Source organism: Mesomycoplasma sp. (genome assembly GCF_056854695.1).
Genome location: NZ_JBXGGF010000001.1, coordinates 62,598 through 81,617, shown reverse-complemented (window position 1 = coordinate 81,617; position 19,020 = coordinate 62,598). Strand labels below are relative to the sequence as shown.

At 27.6% G+C, this 19,020-nt stretch carries 16 protein-coding genes and 1 tRNA gene; 6 read left to right on the top strand and 11 right to left on the bottom strand.

Translation table 4 applies throughout. The features are described from left to right. Positions 1–181 precede the first annotated feature (181 nt). Positions 182–1,981 (bottom strand): molecular chaperone DnaK, encoded by a 1,800-nt coding sequence (gene dnaK, locus ACJHWB_RS00360; RefSeq protein WP_483132545.1) that lies wholly within the window; start codon positions 1,979–1,981, stop codon positions 182–184. A gap of 190 nt (positions 1,982–2,171) precedes the next feature. Then, on the bottom strand, positions 2,172–2,495 hold the full coding sequence (locus ACJHWB_RS00355; RefSeq protein ID WP_483132544.1) for a hypothetical protein: 324 nt from the start codon (positions 2,493–2,495) through the stop codon (positions 2,172–2,174). Between the two features lie 61 nt (positions 2,496–2,556). Here ACJHWB_RS00355 and ACJHWB_RS00350 point away from each other — a divergent pair, with 61 nt between their 5' ends. Then, positions 2,557–4,101, top strand: a complete 1,545-nt coding sequence (locus ACJHWB_RS00350; protein ID WP_483132543.1) for a GIY-YIG nuclease family protein — start codon at positions 2,557–2,559, stop codon at positions 4,099–4,101. A gap of 6 nt (positions 4,102–4,107) precedes the next feature. Here the strand turns inward: ACJHWB_RS00350 and rsmA are convergent, their stop codons facing one another. Next, complete coding sequence (gene rsmA, locus ACJHWB_RS00345; protein WP_483132542.1) at positions 4,108–4,905, bottom strand: 16S rRNA (adenine(1518)-N(6)/adenine(1519)-N(6))-dimethyltransferase RsmA; 798 nt, start codon at positions 4,903–4,905, stop codon at positions 4,108–4,110. Between the two features lie 217 nt (positions 4,906–5,122). On the opposite strand from rsmA, the gene rplM reads away from it, so the two are divergent. The 3 genes from rplM (at position 5,123) to ACJHWB_RS00330 (ending at position 6,096) form a co-directional block, all read left to right on the top strand. Next, positions 5,123–5,557: a 50S ribosomal protein L13 gene (rplM, locus tag ACJHWB_RS00340; protein WP_483132541.1), complete on the top strand. Its 435-nt coding sequence runs from the start codon at positions 5,123–5,125 to the stop codon at positions 5,555–5,557. 2 nt (positions 5,558–5,559) lie between these two features. Beyond that, complete coding sequence (rpsI, locus tag ACJHWB_RS00335; protein ID WP_022935412.1) at positions 5,560–5,955, top strand: 30S ribosomal protein S9; 396 nt, start codon at positions 5,560–5,562, stop codon at positions 5,953–5,955. Positions 5,956–6,019: 64 nt separating this feature from the next. After that, positions 6,020–6,096 (top strand) — tRNA-Ile (locus tag ACJHWB_RS00330). 38 nt (positions 6,097–6,134) lie between these two features. On the opposite strand, the gene ACJHWB_RS00325 is transcribed toward ACJHWB_RS00330, so the two are convergent. Further along, positions 6,135–7,013, bottom strand: a complete 879-nt coding sequence (locus ACJHWB_RS00325) for a Sua5/YciO/YrdC/YwlC family protein (RefSeq protein ID WP_483132540.1) — start codon at positions 7,011–7,013, stop codon at positions 6,135–6,137. 18 nt (positions 7,014–7,031) lie between these two features. Beyond that, a complete protein-coding gene (uvrB, locus tag ACJHWB_RS00320) occupies positions 7,032–8,996 on the bottom strand; it encodes an excinuclease ABC subunit UvrB (RefSeq protein WP_483132539.1) in 1,965 nt (654 codons plus the stop codon). A gap of 69 nt (positions 8,997–9,065) precedes the next feature. Here uvrB and ACJHWB_RS00315 point away from each other — a divergent pair, with 69 nt between their 5' ends. Together ACJHWB_RS00315 and ACJHWB_RS00310 are read left to right on the top strand one after the other, a co-directional pair. Beyond that, entirely contained in the window at positions 9,066–9,899 is an 834-nt protein-coding gene (locus tag ACJHWB_RS00315) for a leucine-rich repeat domain-containing protein (RefSeq protein ID WP_483132538.1), read from the top strand. Between the two features lie 27 nt (positions 9,900–9,926). Continuing rightward, positions 9,927–10,286: a hypothetical protein gene (locus ACJHWB_RS00310; protein ID WP_483132537.1), complete on the top strand. Its 360-nt coding sequence runs from the start codon at positions 9,927–9,929 to the stop codon at positions 10,284–10,286. Positions 10,287–10,665: 379 nt separating this feature from the next. Here the strand turns inward: ACJHWB_RS00310 and ACJHWB_RS00305 are convergent, their stop codons facing one another. Genes ACJHWB_RS00305 through pyrH form a run of 6 tightly spaced genes read right to left on the bottom strand, consistent with a single transcriptional unit; the run spans position 10,666 to position 18,902 of the window. Beyond that, positions 10,666–11,949, bottom strand: coding sequence for a glucose-6-phosphate isomerase (locus ACJHWB_RS00305; protein ID WP_483132536.1), 1,284 nt, complete (start codon positions 11,947–11,949; stop codon positions 10,666–10,668). Next, the gene (locus ACJHWB_RS00300; protein WP_483132535.1) at positions 11,921–12,247 is read right to left on the bottom strand and encodes a hypothetical protein; all 327 of its coding nucleotides are present in this window, start codon (positions 12,245–12,247) and stop codon (positions 11,921–11,923) included. Before ACJHWB_RS00300 ends, ACJHWB_RS00305 begins: the two co-directional genes overlap by 29 nt. Positions 12,248–12,281: 34 nt before the next feature. Continuing rightward, entirely contained in the window at positions 12,282–16,628 is a 4,347-nt protein-coding gene (locus ACJHWB_RS00295; RefSeq protein ID WP_483132534.1) for a PolC-type DNA polymerase III, read from the bottom strand. A 58-nt stretch (positions 16,629–16,686) separates the two neighbouring features. After that, positions 16,687–17,628 (bottom strand): phosphatidate cytidylyltransferase, encoded by a 942-nt coding sequence (locus ACJHWB_RS00290; RefSeq protein ID WP_483132533.1) that lies wholly within the window; start codon positions 17,626–17,628, stop codon positions 16,687–16,689. Position 17,629: 1 nt separating this feature from the next. After that, positions 17,630–18,190, bottom strand: a complete 561-nt coding sequence (locus tag ACJHWB_RS00285; protein WP_483132532.1) for a ribosome-recycling factor — start codon at positions 18,188–18,190, stop codon at positions 17,630–17,632. Position 18,191: 1 nt separating this feature from the next. Further along, a complete protein-coding gene (pyrH, locus tag ACJHWB_RS00280; RefSeq protein WP_483132531.1) occupies positions 18,192–18,902 on the bottom strand; it encodes a UMP kinase in 711 nt (236 codons plus the stop codon). Positions 18,903–19,020 lie beyond the last annotated feature (118 nt).

Sequence of the window (19,020 nt, the reverse complement as noted above, 5' to 3'; positions counted from 1 at the left end):
TAAGTTTTGTTTATCTATAAAAAAACAAAAGAACCAATCTTTCAATTGGTTCTTTTGTGGCTCATAACAATGAGCATTGCCTTAATTAGATATTATAGCAAAAAAATTTAAAATACAAGAAAAATAATTTATTTATTATTTAATGCTATTAATTGACTTTGTTAGTGGTTAATGAGCAAAATTAATCTTTTTTAATATCAGCATCAATTACATCATCTTTGTCTGATGGTTTTGCACCTTCAGTGTTTGCTTGTTGAGCTGCTTGTTGTGCAAATGATTGAATAACTGATTCAACTTGGTCTAATTTAGTTTTTAATTCTTCAAATTTTTCTTCTTTAATTAAATCTTTTAAAGATTGAATTTCTTTTTCAAGAGATTCTTTTTGTTTTGCATCAACTTTGTCACCTTGATCTTGGAGTGATTTTTCCATTTGGTTAATTAAGTTTTCAGCACGGATAGTAGTTTCGATTTGCTCTTTTTTCTTAGCATCGGCTTCACGATTTTCTTCAGCTTCTTTAACCATTTTTTCAATTTCTTCTTCAGAAAGTGTTGTTGTATTTTTAATAGTAATGGTTTGTTCTTTTCCAGTTTTTTGGTCTTTGGCAGTTACAGTAGTAATTCCATTAACATCAATTGAGAAACTAACTTCAATTTGAGGCACACCTTTTGGCGCTGCTTCAATTCCTGATAAATTGAACCTTCCTAACATTTTGTTGTCAGCAGCCATTTGACGCTCACCTTGAACAACTGAAATTGTTACTTCTGTTTGATTATCAGCTGCTGTTGAAAACACTTGTGATTTAGTTACAGGAATAGTTGTGTTTCTTGCAATCAAAGGAGTTGCTACTCCACCTAAAGTTTCAATACCTAAAGTCAATGGTGTAACATCAAGTAGTAAAACATCATTAATTTCACCAGCTAAAACACCACCTTGAATTGCGGCTCCAATAGCAACAACTTCATCTGGGTTAATTGAACGATTTGGTTTTTTACCTAAAGCGTGTTCAATCATAGTTTGCACAGCTGGAATACGAGTTGAACCACCAACTAATAGAATTTCATCTAAATCTTTAGCTTCTAATTTAGCTTCTTTTAGAGCATCCATAATTGGTTTGCGAGTTCTATCAACTAAGTCTGCAGTCATTTTGTCAAAATCTGATCTTTTTAGTTCGAGTTCAACATTAATTGGACCATTTGGACCCATTCCTAAAAATGGTAATGAAATTGTTGCAACCATTTGGTTTGATAAACTAATTTTAGTTTTTTCAGCCTCTTCTTTAAGACGGGTTAATGCCATTTTGTCTTTAGTTGCATCAAAATCATATTCTTTTTTGATCTGCTCAGTTAATCATTTAACAATCGCATTATCTCAGTCGTCTCCACCTAAGTTATTATCACCACTGGTTGAGAGAACTTGAAAAGTTCCATCTGAAAGTTCTAAAACTGAAACGTCAAATGTTCCACCACCTAAGTCATAAACTAAAACTTTCATATCTTTGTCAAGTTTGTCAAGACCAAAAGCTAAAGCTGCTGCGGTTGGTTCATTAATAATTCTTTCAACTTCTAAACCTGCAATTTTACCAGCATTTTTAGTAGCTTCACGTTGAGCATTGTCGAAATAAGCCGGTACTGTAATAACTGCTTTTTTAACTTTGTGTCCAACTTTTTTCTCAGCATATTCTTTTAAATAAGTTAGAATTTTTGCTGAAATTTCTTCAGGTTTATAATCTTTCCCGTTAGCTTTAACAGTTTTTCCTGAACCCATTAATCTTTTAATAGATGCAATTGCATCTGGGTTGGTTTCCAGTTGTCTTTTTGCTGCATCACCAACAATTTCTTCACCATTTTTGAATGCTACAACTGATGGTGTTGTTCTTTTTCCATTTGGATTTTCTAAAACAACTGGTTTTTTATTTTCAATAATAGAAACAACTGAGTTAGTTGTCCCAAGGTCAATACCTAGAATTATTTCTTTTGCCATAATTTATATTTTTCCCCTTTTAAAATTAAGTTCATTTTTAAAATCAATAATTAGCACTAAAAACTAATTATGCCAATAGTATACCACAAATTTGGCACAAACAAATAAAAAGTGCTAATTTTTTTATTGTTAATTCAAATCGATTTTATTTAAATAAAAAAAGCCATAAGGCTTTTTCGTAATTTAAATTCTAAGAATTAGTAAATTTGTACAACTGAATTTCATCTACAATTGATTTTAATTCTTTTTTCAATACTCTTAATTTAATTAAACCAAAAATTATTCCAACAACAGCAACAACTCCAAGTAAACATAATAAAGAAGTAACTGATAACCATGTTGGTTCTAAGAAATCATCTGGAAATTTATTTGCACTACTTATTAAAATATAAAAAGCGAGCATAATTGCAAAAGCTGTAAAAGCTATAATTGCAATAGCTGCAAAAATAAAGGTGTTTTTTTGAACTTTGTCTTTTTGACTTTTATTTAATTTTTTATATTGTTCTAAATTCATTTTTACCTTCTTTTAGTTCCTTTATTATATAATAGAAACATAAAAATTGTTGCAAATTAAAATGAAAAATTTTAAAGAAATTGTTGCCAATTCCAATTTTCCCAAACAATCTGGAGTATATCAATTTTTTGATAACAACAACCAATTGTTGTATGTTGGCAAAGCCAAAAACTTAAATGATAGAATTTGACAATATGCAAATGGATCTATAAACTCATATAAAACGAATAGTTTGATTAGCCAAACAACTAAAATTGAATACATTATTGTAGCAAACGAAGCTGAAGCTTTGGTGCTAGAAAAAAATTTAATTAGCAAATTACAACCTAGATACAATATTGATTTAAGAGATGATAAAAGCTATCCTTATTTAAAAATAAGTAAGCAAAATTCTGGTTTAGCAATTGAAATTACATACAAATTAAGTAAAAATCATAATTCATTTTATTTTGGTCCTTTTTTAAAAAGAAGTGGAGCCTTTGAAATCAAGAAACTTCTTGAAAGCGAAGTTATGTATGACAAAGGACAAAAAGTAAATTTTGCTGACAAACAAGAAATAGAAAAAAAATTTAATATTTGCAAGCAAATATTACAAAAAAGTCAATGAATTGAACACTATCGTGACAAAATGGAAAAAGCTAGCGAACAACAACAATTTGAACTTGCTCAACAATATTTTGAAAGCATCCAAGTTTTAGAACAAACATTCAAACAATATCAAAATATTGACTTGCCTAAAAAAATTGATTTAGATTTTCTCTATTGTAATCAGGAAAATATTAACACTTTTGTCATTACTTTTTTCTTTTACAGAAATGGAACTTTTTTATCTCATCGAAGTTTTATTATTGATATTGTCCTTAATTTTGAAGAAAGTTTAATTAATTTTTTAAATTATTATTACAAAAAAAATTTCATTCCAGACAAAGTGATTTTAGATTCACAAATGGCAAATTTAAAATGGTTGTTTATTGATTCAAAAATTAACATTGAATTTGCAAAAAATAAATCTTTTTTGCAAATTTTAGAAAATGTAAAACAAAATCACTATGATTTTATAGCTAATAACATTGAATTAAATAATCAAAAAAGACAGCAAATTCAAAGTCTTCTTCTTGAAATTCAACAAACTTTTGAAGTAAACAAAACTGACGTAATTATGTCAATTGACAACTCACATTTTGCCAACAACCTTGTCACAACAGGAATTATTTGTTTCATAAATGGAGAGCATAATAAAAAATATAATCGCTTTTTTAATTACAATGGGAAGAAGTATGGTGATGTTGATTATATGATTGATGGATTAAACAAATACTTAAAAAATAAAAATTTTATTAAGCCTAATTTACTATTTGTAGATGGTGGTTTAGCCCAACTCAAACAAGTTAAAATTATTTTAGAAAAACACAAAATTGAGGCAAAAGTTTTTGGTTTAGTAAAAAATCAAAATCACAAGACTAGTCATGTTATAAATGACAAAAATGAACAAATTCTTGTTTCTCAAGATGTCTTTAATTTTTTATCTTTAATTCAAGAAACAGTTGATAAATTTGCTAAATTACACTATAATAAGAAAAAAATAAAAAAAGTTTTGAATAATTAAGTTTTATTAATCTAATTTATTTGAAATTACAAAATCACAAATTTGAATATATTGTTTTAAATCTAATTGTTGTGGCCGAACATTCGGATTGAGATCAAAATGTTCAAAAATTAAATTCACATTTTCTTTCTTTAAAAATGTTATTAAATTATTGAAAAATGTTTTTCTTTTCATTGAAAAGCATTTTTTGACAAAGTTAAAAAAAATATTTGCTTGTTCTTGATTAATGTTTTTTTTGATTTTAAAAACCACGAAAACTGAAAAAACTTTTGGTTCAGGAAAAAAAGAGTTTGGATGAATTCTAAACATTTTTTCTACTTCAGCAACATACTGGCAAGCTAAGGATAATTTTGAAAAATCACTGGTATTAGCTTTTGCAACAATTCTATTGGCAACTTCCTCTTGCACCATAAGTGCAATTGTTTCAAAATTATTAATTTTGCCAAAAATTTTAAACAAAATATCACTTGTAATATTGTAAGGTATGTTGGCAATAATAGTTTTTTTGGTAGTAAAATCAAGGTCAACTTTTAAAAAATCTTGATTTATGATTTTAACATTGGCTTTATTTTTAAAGACATTTTCTAATTTTGGTATTAGCGATTTGTCAATTTCATAAGCTGTAAGTTCTTTAGCTTGTTTTGCAAGTTCTGTTGTGATAGCACCATAACCTGGCCCAATTTCAATAACTTCTTTACCTTCAAATTCTACTGAATTAATAATTGCATCTATAACTTCTTGATTTTGTAAAAAATTTTGCCCAAATCTTTTTTTAGCTTGGATTTTATTGTTTGATTTTTTCATTTTTACCTAAAACTTCTTTAAAAAAACATATTTTAATTAATATCATAATTTAAATATAAATTTATTGAATTTTTATACTTCAAATTTAATTTAAACCATAAAATTCAAAAATTTAAAAATTTCCTTTTTAAAAATGTTCTATTTATAGTATAATTAAAAGCTTGTATTATTCCGTTACATCTCACATTAAATAATTATTTAAAAAAGGATTTATATTATGAGACAAACAACCATTGTCAAACACAAAGAAGTGTCAAAAAAATGATATTTAATTGATGCAGAAAACCAAGTTCTTGGTAAAGTTGCAACTTTAGCTGCATCTCACTTACGTGGAAAAACTAGTCCTTTATTCACTCCTAACGTGGATATGGGTGACAATATCATTATTATTAATGCTGAAAAAGTTATTTTGACAGCTAAAAAAGAAGAACAAAAAATGTATTATGATCACTCACTTTATCCAGGTGGACTAAAAGTTAGAAGTGCTAAAGTTTTAAGAGCAAAAAAACCTACTGCTTTATTAGAAAGAGCTATTTATGGAATGTTGCCACACACAAAATTAGGTGACAAACAACGTAGAAATCTTTTTGTTTATGCTGGTAGCGAACACAAACAAGTTGCACAACAACCTATCAAATTGGAGGTTAAATAATAGTGAAAAAAGTTATTGCATATTACGGAACTGGTAGAAGGAAATCCTCAGTTGCTAGAGTTATTTTAACTCCAGGAACAGGTGAGTTTAAAATTAACAAAAGAACTGCAAAAGAATATTTAAAATCAGATATTTTAATCCAAGATGCTCTACAACCTTTTGGAATCACAAACACTGCTGAGCAATTTAACATTCGTGTTAATGCAAAAGGTGGAGGAGTTGCTGGTCAAGCAGGAGCTATTAGACTTGGTATTGCTAGAGCTTTACTTGAAGCATCTGCAGATTATCGTAAAGAACTAAAAGTTAACGGAATGCTAACCCGTGATGCGCGTGTGAAAGAACGTAAAAAATTCGGATTACGTAAAGCTAGACGTGCAAGACAATTCTCAAAACGTTAAAATTTCTTCTTTTTTTTCATTTTTATACTATAATTTTAATGCTATTTAAAATTATAGTTTAATTGGGAGCGTAGCTCAGTTGGTCAGAGCACACGGCTGATAATCGTGTGGTCGATGGTTCGAATCCATTCGTTCCCACCATTTCAAGAAATTGACCTAAAATGCCTTTGGCATTTTTTTTATTTTCTAAAAATTTTACCTGTAGAAACATCAATAATTTTTGATGCTTTTCCAGATGGTGAACATAAATTTCAAAAATTATTAACTTGCCAAAATTGAGCTTTTGCTTCTTCAAAAGATAGTGATGGTTGACCGCTTATATTTGCACTGCTAACATAAGCTGGTCCATATTTATTTAGTTTGTCAATTAATTTTTGACAATTTGGAATTCTAAATCCAAGCGTAATTTGATTTGTTTTAGCTTCCAAAATCAAAGTGTTTGCTCCAGGTCAAAACTTATTAGAATTTTTTTTTAACCTTAAAAAACTAGATGTTTTAACATATGGTTTGATTTGTTTTAAATTTGATACTAAAATTAAAAATTGTTTTTCAACAGGTCGTTTTTTAATTATCATTAAATTTTCAACTTCTTTTTTCTTAATAAAAACACCCATACCTACAACAGTGTCTGTTGTAGTTATAAATAAATTTGAATATTTTTTCATTTCAGAAATATCGTTTTGTAATTGAGCTATATTTGGATTATTTTTTAAATAATCAAAATTATTAATGATTGATTTTCAAAAATGAGTCAAACTTTGAAAATCAATAATAAAATCAATAGATTTATTTATATGAAAACTAACAAAACTTAAAGTAAAAGTCTCATTTTTGTTTTTTTGTTTTACAAACAAAGCAGCACAAATTTGATGCTTTTTGACTAAATAATTAAAATTATTAAAACTTATTTTTGTTTTTGATAGCAAAAATAGGTTATTTAAATAAACTTGTTTGTTTATAGAATGAATTAAATCTCAATTTGATGTAGCAACAAAAACAACTTGAGATTTGCAACAATCAAAAAGTTGTGATTTTAAATTGTTTAATTTTTTGTACAAAACCAAATTTATCCTTTTTTACATTTGTTGTTCTAATTCAGCAATTAAATCACGAATTTGAATCGCTCGTTCAAAATCATGATTTTTTGCAGCTTCTTTCATTTCAATTCGTAAGCTTTCAATGTGCCTTTGAATTTCTTTTTTAGATTTTCTTTTTTCTCGCATAAGTTCTGCTAAACTTGAATATGTTTTAGGGTTCAAACTTTGTGGAATTGCTTTAATAATTGTTTTAGGAATAATATTGTTTTTTTCATTATAAGCAATTTGTAATGTTCGTTTGTTTTTGTTATCATCGATAACCGCAGCCATACTTTGGCTTATTTTATCAGCAAAAAACACAACTTTTCCCCTATCATTTCTAGCTGCCCTACCAGCTATTTGAATTAAAGATGATTTTGACCTAAAAAAGGATTCATGATCAGCATCTAAAACTAAAATTAGTGAAACTTCAGGCAAATCAACTCCTTCACGCAAAAGATTAATCCCAATCACAGCATCGTAAATACCTTTTCTTAATTTAATTAAGATTTCATCGCGTTCAAAAGTCGTAAAATCTGAATGAATATAATAAACTTTTTGTTGTTTTTCTTCTTGTAAATATTTACTAATTTCCTCACTCAAACGTTTAGTCGTTGTCAAAATGAGTGTTCTTTCGTTTTTGGCTTTTTGTTCCAGTAAATATTGATAAATTTTTTCCATCTGATTTTCAGTATTAACTATTTCGATTACAGGATCTAAAAGACCTGTTGGTCTAATAATTTGTCTAACAATTTCACCATTAGATTGTTCGATTTCATAATTAGAAGGAGTTGCTGAAACAAAAATTTTTGAATGATTATATTTTTCAAACTCACTAAATTTTAAAGGCCTATTATCAAGCGCTGATGGTAATCGAAAACCATAGTCCACTAAATTTTGCTTTCTTGAACGATCACCTTCATACATTGCATTTAATTGTGGAATCATCATATGAGATTCATCTATTATAATTAGTGAATCTTTTGGTAAATAATCTAATAAAGTAAAAGGTTTTTCACCTTCTTTGCGCCCATCAATATGACGAGCATAATTTTCAATTCCAGAACAGTATCCAAATTCTAAAAGTGAGTCAATATCATTGGTTACTCGTTCTTTTAACCTTTGTTTTTCTACTAGTTTTTGTTCTTTGTCGAAAAAATTTAACTGATTTTCTAACTCGATTTGAATAGTTTCAACAGCTTTTTTAATTGTATCTTTCTTAACTGTATAGGCGCTTGCTGGATAAATTGTATAACCCTTATAAATTCGTTCAATTTTTTTGCTAGTTGGATGAATTGTAGCTATATTTTCAATAATATTACCATCAAATTCAATGCGTATATTAAAGCTATCATCTCAAGCCGGTGCTAGTTCAACCAAGTCACCTTTAATATTAAAGGTTCCGGGTTTCAAATCTGTGTTATTGCGTTCATAACCCACTTTAACAAGTTCGATAGCAAAATTTTGAGGTTTAAATTCCATTCTGACTTCAATGTTAAAAAAACTAGAAATATATTCCTCAGGATTTAAAGCACCATAGATAGCTGCAACTGAAGAGACTACAACTGTATCTCTTCTCATAGAAAGTGCATTTAACGCTGACATCCTCATAACTTCTAAGTCCATATTTGTTTTGCTAGTTTTGTCCACATAAATATCTTTTGATGGTAAATATGCTTCGGGACGATAAAAATCAAAGTTTGAAACAAAATATTCAACTCTGTTGTTTGGAAAAAATTCTTTAAATTCACTAAACAGTTGCGAAGCAAGTGTTTTATTGTGTGATAAAACTAGTGTAGGTTTGTTAATTTCTTTTATAACATTAGCCATTGTGAAAGTTTTACCAGAACCTGTTACACCAAGTAAAACTTGGTTTTTTTTATTTTCTCTTAAGCCTGTAACAAGTTCCTGAATCGCTTTAGGTTGGTCACCACTTGGTTTATACTTTGAAACTAAGTCGAACATATTTTTTCCTTTTAATTTAAACTAATATATTTTAGTTTAATTTACAACAATGTTGTAAAATTTTTAGTTATGAACAAAATTAAAAAAATATTTTTATTTAGTGCTCCTATAATTCCTATTTTTGCTGTTGTTGCTTGTGGCAACACTCAATCTTTTTCTAATCAATATTTACATGAAAAAGATGTTTTAAACAAATATGTGTTTTTAAATCCTGATGGAAAAACTTTTACATTAGATTTAAGTAAAACAAGTTTGACAAAAATTGATAACAACGCCTTTACTCAATTTAAAGATAGAGTTTTTTCTCAGATTGACAATTTAGATGCAGTATCTAACAAAACAAGTTCTGATGAAAATAAAAAACAAATTGTACAAAAAGTCTACTATCTTTCCAAAATTATTTTTCCAGCGACTTTAAAAGAAATTGGCGCACGTGCTTTTGAGGCTGATACTTCATTTTTACAAGAAAAAGAAAATCAAAAAATTACTGAACTTGATTTTTCTAAATCAACAAACCTAGAAAAAATAGATGAATTTGCTTTTGCAAATAATTCTATAACTAATTTGAAATTACCAAGTTCTGTAACTTTTATTGGTCAAGGGGCCTTTCAAAGAAACAAGATTAACTCTTTAGAATTGCCAGAAAATTCAAAATTAAACACAATAGAAACTGGTGCTTTTTTTGAAAACTCTTTGGAAAGCATAGATTTTTCAAATACTAATACAATTAGACAAATAAACAGTGGTGCTTTTGAAAATAATCAAATTCAATCTATAACTTTTAGTAAAAATAACACAGCCATTACAATTAGCACTTCAGCTTTTAAAGGTAATCCAATCAAATCTAATGATGAGATCAAAAATTTACCAACCAATAGCAAATTAACAGACATTTTTAATTAATTTGCTTTAAAAAATAAACGAACTATTATGTTAAAAATCATTGAATTTCAATCATCAAATATTAACCCTTTTGATCGTGAAGGTGTTGTATCTCTTAATTTACCTTTAACCATCACTATTCCATTGGCTGTTTTATTTTTTATTTTATCTATAGCAACTTTGTCATTACATGGCTATACTAGAAGAAAAATAAAGGCTTTTAAAGAATTACAACTCCAAGAATATATAAAAGATAATCCAAAAGATAAAAATATCACATATGAAAAAACGAAGTTGTATTTGCCTTCTTGAGAACGAATGAAATATAACGCTCATTTATTTATTGCTGTAATATTTTTTGTGGCTAGTCTTGTTTTTGCAGTCGGATCTACACTAACCACTTTATAATTAGAATATTTAATTTTGCTAAGATATCTTTAACTAAGTTAATACTGTTAATTAAAGTTTTACAGTAATAAATATAATACAATGCCAATTGAGAGGATCAAACAATATACAAAAATTTTAATTTGGAAGGTTTGAAAACCAAATTGAATAACAAATACGTAATTATGTTTGGTTGAAACAAAATCACTTTAAAAAGTTATTTAAGTTAATTTTTAATAATTAATGGATATATAATAATAACTTGAATATCTATTCGCTGTAGTGTTGGATATCTTTACCTAACTATTATGTATAATTTTTCTTTTGTCCTTAATTGACCTTTTTAATCTAACTGTTTAATTACAATAAAAAACCACTTTTTTAAGTGGTTTTTTATTTTTTATTTTTTCAAAATATCTTTAAGGTTTGTTTTATAAACTTCCACTCCAGGTTGATCAAAAGGATTTAACTCAAGTAAGTAGGCTGACATTGCACAAGCTTTTTCAAAAAACATCACAAGAGTTCCGAAAGTTTTTTCACTATTGTCGCCAACTTCAATTACAATGTTTGGGTTCTGACCAATATAGGTATGTGCTTTTGTAGTTGCTTCAAAAGCAGCTCTATTAATTTCGTGAACTGTTTTTTTAGCTAAATAGTTCAATCCATCTAAATCACCCACTTCTTCATCTATATAAACATCGTATTTAGGTTCGCGAATAAAAATAATAGTTTGAAAAAAAATTTTAGAACCCTCTTGAATATATTGACCTAACGAATGTAAATCTGTGGAAAAAATAGCTGATGAAGGTCAAAGTCCAGTTTTTTCTTTACCTTCTGACTCACCAAATAGTTGTTTTCATCATTCATTAAAATAAGCTAAACTAGGTTCATATCCAATAAGAATTTCCACTTTTTTCCCTTTGTTATTGTTAAATAACAAATAACGGGCTGCTGCGTATTTATAAGCTAAATTTTGTTCTAAATTATCTTGACTAAAAATAATATTAGCTTCCTTTGCCCCTTGAATCATGTCGTCTACATTAAGACCTGCACACAACATTGGGAAAAATCCAACAGATGAAAGCACACTGAACCGACCACCTATGTTATCTAAAACAACAAAAGTTTCATAATTTTGTTTTTTAGCAATATTTAATAGTGCGCCTTTATTAGCATCAGTAGTAACAAAAATTAACTCATTTGCGTGTTTTCCAACTTGTTTTTCAAGAAGATTTTTAAAAAAACGAAAAGCAATTGAAGGTTCAATTGTAGTTCCAGATTTGGAAATAACATTGATTGCAAACCTTTTATTTTCAACATAAGATAATTTTTGATATAAATCAGTTGATGATAAACTAGTACCTGCAAAAATAACTTCCATTGGTCTTCTAATAGGATATAAACCTTGAACAAAATCAATTGCTGCTTTAGCTCCTAAAAAAGAACCACCAATTCCGATTACTACTAAAACTTCAATATTTTTAGAATGAAGTTTTTTTGCAATTTCTTTCATTCTTTCCAATTCTTTTGCATTAACAGCATTTTCGGGAAAGTCTTTTCAACCTAAAAACTCAAAACCTTTTACATTCAAATTATTCATATCATAATGAATTTCTGAAATTTGTGCCTCTAATGAAGCGAAGTTAAGATTTCTGCTAGTTTGTATGTCTAATTTTAAATTCATTTATTTGCTCCTTAGCTCTTTTACTTAAATTTCCAAAACCTTTTGCAGTTGGACATAACAAAGAATTTGATTGCTTTGGTTTTGCAACAAACCTTTTTCACATATTATCTCTCAGTGATGCTTTTTTGTTTGCATGACTAACTGTCAAAACATCGACTTCAATTTTTTGCCCAACTATATAATAATCGGAAATATTTTTCTTACTTAAAAGCATTTTATTTACAAAAACCACACCTTGATAATCATTTGGTAAATCACACCAAAAATAATTATTATTTAGTGATTTAATTTTACACAAAACTCGTTGTCCTACTTGCATAATCAAAATTATATTATAATTCAAAAATATTAATTTGGTCTTTTTTAGAAAGTGTTCCAAATACACCCATTTCAGTTAATTTTTGAGTAATAGTTTGATTAGTTTCTGTTCTTTTTACAAAATCTTCTATAGAATTAAAAGCTTTTTCCTTTCTTGCTTTAACAATATTAATTGCATTGACATCCCCAATACCATCTAGTGAAGAAAAAGGCGGAATTAAAGCTTTATTATCATAATCAATTTGCCATTCTGTAGCATCTGAACGATACAAGTCTATTTTTTGAATTTCAAAACCACGTGCTTTTAATTCCATAACAATTTCTAACATGTAACACAAATCTTCTTCTTTTTTTGTTGTTTTTTTAATTTTCATTCTTTCTTTTAAATCTTTAACAATTGGTTCCAACTCTTTTGGTGTTAGAATCATTTTATCAATATCTTTTGTATTAGAACGAATAGAAAAATAAACAGCATAAAAAGCAAGTGGGTAATATAATTTAAAAAAAGCAAGTTTCCATGCTTTTGCTACATAAGCTGCAGCGTGTGCTTTAGGAAAAAGATAACTAATTTTTTTAAGCGAATCAATGTATCAATCAGGTACATTTTGTGCAATTAAAAGCCTTTCTTGACTTTCACTAATTCCTTTCCCTTTTCTAACTTGTTCCATAATTTCAAAAGCATCAAAAGAACCTAAACCTTTGTTGATTAAGTAAAGCATAATATCATCACGACAAGAAATAACATCTTTTATTGTTAAATTTTCTTTAGTAATCAAACTTTCAGCATTACCTTGTCAAACATTTGTTCCATGAGCTAAACCACAAATTGCGATGATATCAGCAATGCTGGAAACTGGCGCAGTAACAAGCATACCACGAACAAAGTGAGTACCAAATTCTGGAATTCCCATTGCTCCTGTAGTTTCGCCTGCAATTTGTGATGGATGAATTTTTAAGCTTTTAGTAGATTTGAAGAGTTCTAAAATCTTAGGATCATTTTTAGGAATTTGATCCGCTTTTAAACCTGTTAATTTTTCAAGCATTAACAAAATTACAGGATCATCATGACCTAAAATATCAAATTTTAAAATATTGTTTTGCATTGGTTTGTAATCAAAATGTGTGGTTTTTCAATCTGATTTTTCATCATTGGCAGGATAGTTTACGGGTGTAAAGTCTTCAATTTCATAGTCATTTGGAATAACAACAATCCCTCCTGCATGTTTACCACTAGTTCTTTTAACACCATTAGCTTTTGTAGATAAAAAATCCATAAAGGTATGCGTAAAATAATTAACCTCTTCACTTAAATTAAAACGTTGGTCTAATTGTCTTTTTACTTCACTTAAATTTTTGGCATATCCAAAAACTGTTTTTTCGGCACTAGTTAAAACTGTTCCTGCTCTAAATGTATTTTTTTCACCAAAAATTTTACGAATAAAATTGTGCATTTTCAGTTGAATATCACCAGCAAAGTTTAAATCAATATCAGGAACTTTTTCTGCATTAAATCCTAAAAATGTCTCAAAAGGGATGTTTTGACCATCACGGTCTAATGGTTCACTACAATTTGGACAATTTTTGCTAGGCAAATCAAAACCACAAGAAACTTCAGATGTTTCTGAAAATTCTACATATTGGCAATTCAAACAAACATAATGTGGTTTTAGTGGGTTAACATCGGTTATACCGACTAGGTAAGCTACAATTGACGAACCAACTGAACCCCTAGAATCTACAATAGAACCTTCTTTCTTTGCTTCTTCAACAAGTTGTTTAGAAATTCAATAAACAACATCAAACCCTTGTTGAATGATTGGATCTAATTCTTTTTTAATTCTATCTAGAATAAGCTGGGGAAGTGGGTTTCCGTATTTTTTATGGGCAACTTCATAAGCAAAATCTCTTAATTTTTGACTTGAATTTTCAATTTTAGGTGGGTATAAATCCTCCTTAATTATTTCAATATTTTTGTCAATTTGATTAGCAATTAAATTTGGATTATCAACAACTAACTCAAAAGATAATTTAGAATCATTTAAAAAAGCAAACTGATCTAGTAATTCCTTTGTGTTAAAAAAATATTTATCAGGAAAAATATGAGAATTTTTATCCTTATCCCGGTAATCATAAAGTGGATGTGTGGCACCCCCAACACCTTTTGCATATATATATAGTTCATGAAAAATTTTTTCACGAGGTTCACAATATCTAACATCACCTATTGCTACAACAGGTTTATTATATTTTTTGCCTAAACCAATTAAATAAGATAATGCATCATGAATACTTTCTTCTAGTATGATTTCACGTTTAATTAGGTGTGTAAAAGCGATAGGGGGTGGTAGTTCAATAAAATCATAAATATGTATAATTTCTTCCACTTCTTCTTTTAAACCATATAGTAAAAACTCAAAAACTTGAGAATTTGGACCTCCGGTACCGATAAATAAATCACTATCTTTCTTAAGAGTGTCATAAAAAAGCAAAGGTTTATTGGCAATAAGGTTTTCGGTATTGGCAATAGAAACCATTTTATAAAGTTTTTTTAATCCCAACTGGTTTTTAGCAATAACTGTTATTTCTTTAGAAAAAACTCTATCAGGTTTTAATTCAAAAATTGTACTTTTTTCTTGTTGCAATTCAAAAACAGTTGAAATTTTTTGTTCTAAGAGTTGTTGTAAAAATGATTGTCAAACTTGAGCTAAAACTCTCGCATCATAATCAGCACGGTGGGCTACTGTTTCATCATAAATTACACCAATAGTTTTACTAACATATTTAAGGCTATGACTTTTTAAAGTTGGAAGTAAAAAACGCGCTACTTCTAAAGTATCGATAATAGGAACGGAAATTTTTGTTTTACCTTCTTTTATAAAGAGTTTTTGTAAAAATTTAAAATCAAATTTAGCATTGTGAGCAACCATTATCGAATCTTTAATAATAGTTGATATTTTTTTAAAAGCCTCTGATTTGGTGATCCCTTGTTCATCCACCATTTGTTGAGTAATATTCGTAATTGTTGTAATTTTTTCAGGAACTTTAACACCGGGATTTACAAAAAATTGGTGTTCTTCTATAATTTCATTATTTTCTACAACAACTGCACCAAATTCAATAATCTCAGAGTATTCTGGACTAAGCCCAGTTGTTTCTAAGTCTAGAACAACATATCTAGATTTTGATAAATCAAAATTCTTTTTTAAATTTAAAACTTTTTTAATTTGTGAAGAAATTGTAGAAAAAGTAGAACCATAAATAGCTTTTATGTTAGATTTTTTGATTGCTTTATACATATCTGGGAATGCTTGGACAGAATCCAAATCTGCAATTCCTATAGCTTTGTGTCCAAAATTTTCTGCTATTTTTACATAATCAGCCGGACTAGAAATGCCATCCATAGTAGACTTGGAAGTTCTAGCTGTTAATTCGACGCGTTTTTCATTTGCATCATCCACTAAAGTTAAAGAAAAATCTTCAGGTTTATCTATAACTTTTATTTTTTTAGGCTTTAATTCAACTATATCTTTAAAACGATTTTCAGGGTTAGATATTTCGGCTCAAACTTGTACATAGTCGTTTTCTGACAGTTCTAGTGGTTTAGCTAAATTAAAATAATCTATTCTTATTGCTTCTTTATAAAAACCATCTACTAAAAACAAGTTGTAACGAAATCTATTATTTTTGGTTTTGCTACTATTAATTTTGTAGATTTGACCTACAAAAGTGACAAAAGGTGTTGGATGTTTTCTAATATTTTCTAATTTGATGCTTTCAAAATCTTGTAATTTTGGAACATTATTAGAAATATTCCGTTTTTTATTAAAAGAAAAAGGTTTAACAAAAAGAGGAGTAACTGGAGAAGGCGGAAGTGGTTCTGGTCTTTCTTCAAATATAAAACTAACTTTTAAATTTTTTAATCCTAATTTTTGTGCTTTGTTTAAAAAAACTTGTTCATATTTTAAAACTTGTTCATATTGATCTTTATTAAAAACAAGGATTGTAAATTCTGCAGGTTGGTTTCGAATAATTTCACAGTTTTGAAAAAAACCTTCTTTATTAGTTATCATTTTCATTAAAAAGTTTGAGTATTCTCAAAACTCTTCATCTTTAAAATAATTTTGCTTAAAATCTAATTTTAAATTTATTTTAAAAGAATATTCCTGACCATAATTTTGATTAACTCTAACTACTGCAAGTAGTAAAGATTCAACATCTTTGATTTTTGGAATTATTTCTTTTTCTATAGTTAAATTTAAAATATCATCATTTGAAGTATTGTGGGTTAAACTTGCATCTTCCCAATTTGAAGGTATAGATCATTTGATAAAATCACAAAACTTTTTAAAAGCAGGGTTCATAATTCTCTTTCTAATTAATTTGCTAATTGTATAGCATTTTAAATCTTTTGCATAGTTTTTAAAAACTAATAATTAAGATAACTGCAAAAAAGAAGAAAACAAAAGAAGTTGAGTCAAACCTATCAAAAAAACCACCATGGTTTTTAATTATTTTAGAAAAATCTTTTATATTTAAAAATCTTTTTATAAATGAAAAAAATAAATCTCCAATAATAGCGGCTATTGGCAAAATTAAGATTAATAAAATCTGAAAAATAGTATTTTTAGAAACCATTGGCATAATCGAATGACCAAAAAAAGTAACTAAAAAAACAAATAAAGCACTAAAAATAAATGATGATAAAAAACCTTCTAAGCTTTTTTTTGGAGATACTTTTAAAGAAAAACTAAATATTTTATGACCCAAAACATTTCCTACAAGGTAACCAAAAACATCCGAGATAACCGCAATAAAGCCTAAAAATAAAACTAAATATACATTAAAAACATTTATTAATCACAACAGTTTAAAAAAAAGAGTTGCTAAGTAAATTACAAAAAAAACTACTACAATATTTAATAAAATATCCTTTTTATTTTTATTTTTAATTTCTAATAGAAATGCAACAACTACAACAACTAGTCCAATCAGAATGTTATAATCTCTAAATTGTTCAATTGTAAATTGAACTAATAATTTAGTAATGTCTGAATTATTTGAGGTTGTTTCTAAATTTTGATTATTCAATAAAATTTCTATGACGTTGACTGGTAAAAAATAAATATATAATGGCACCAAACTTAAAATAATTCTGGAAAACTTATTAAGTTTAAAATGTTGAAAAATTTCATAAACACTATAAACAAGAACTAATGCAAATAAAGCAAAACCTATGGCCCTGCCTATTTGGTGACCATAATAAGTTGCAAATAAAATTGGAAAAACAATAAGAAGCATTACAATACTTATAATGCTTCTTTTTAATAAATCATTAATTTTTTCGTTTTTAAATTTTAGCATCTTAAAAGTTCAAAATGGATGATGATTTTTCACTTAAATTTTTTTCAATTTTATCAATTATTTTATCAACATGTTTTTGAATTTCTGCTAAATAATGTTTCTTTTCATCTTCACTTAAGTCTTCATTTTTTATAAGTTTATTAATATCTTGACGAATTAGACGAACCTTAACTTTTGCTTCTTCTTCATATTTTTTTAATGATTTTACTAATTCTTTTCTTTTATCTGTTGTGAGTTCTGGGAAAATCAAGCGAACTTGATTTGCTTCTTTTTGAACTTGAACTTCCAGTTTATGAGCTACAATAACACTAGCAATTTCTTTAACTAAGTTAATTTCATATGGACGAATTAAAAGTTGAAGAGCTGAAGGAACTGTGATAGTTGCTACTTCATTAATCGGTGTCAAAGTACCATAGTAATCAACTTTAATTGCAGCAAGTATTTGAGGATTTGCTCTTCCTATGCTAATTTTTGAAAAGCTTTTTTCTAAATGTGAAAAAACTTCCAAAGATTTAGACTCTATTAAATCTATAAAAAAATTAATTTCCTTTTTACTTTCCATTTTAATACACCTTTGTATGTTTTATATGACCTTGAATTACATTAACTATCGAATCTTTTTCTTTAATATCAAAAACAACTAATTTTAATTTATTATCTCGCGCCATTGAAAATGCTGTGGAATCCATAACTTTCAAATTTTTTTGAATAACTTCATCATAAGTTATTTCATCATAGCGAACTGCATTTGGATTTGTATTTGGATCTGAATCAAAAACACCATTTACATTATTTTTACCAACTAAAATTAATTTAGCACCCATTTCGGAAGCAAATAGTGTTGTTGCACTATCTGTTGTGAAATAAGGACGACCTGTTCCTCCCACAAAAATAATGATATTTTCATTTTCTAAGTATTTTCTAGCTTTTTCATTAATGTAATATTCACAAACTCTAGGGTCTGTGTTAATAGAAGATAAAACTCTTGTTTTTAAACCTAGATCATTAAAAACTGATTCTAAAGCTAATCCATTCATAATAGTTGCTAACATACCAATGTAATCAGCTTTATTACGTTTAATTCCATTTTTTTCCGCAGAGGCTCCACGTCAAAAGTTTCCACCCCCTATAACAATAAGAATTTTGTGACCTAGTTTTCGAACTTGCGCCAACTGTGAACCTATATTTCTAACTAATTCATAATCAATTGCAAGTGATTTTTGCTTATTCGCAAGGCTCTCGCCCGATAATTTAATTAATATTGTTTCTGGCATAAATTTACTAACTTGTTCTAATTAAGGTTTATTTCTAAACTTATATAAATTTTAATTAAAAATACTAAAAAATAAACTATTTTTAGACAAAAAAGTTATTTTTTTTCTTTTTTTTACT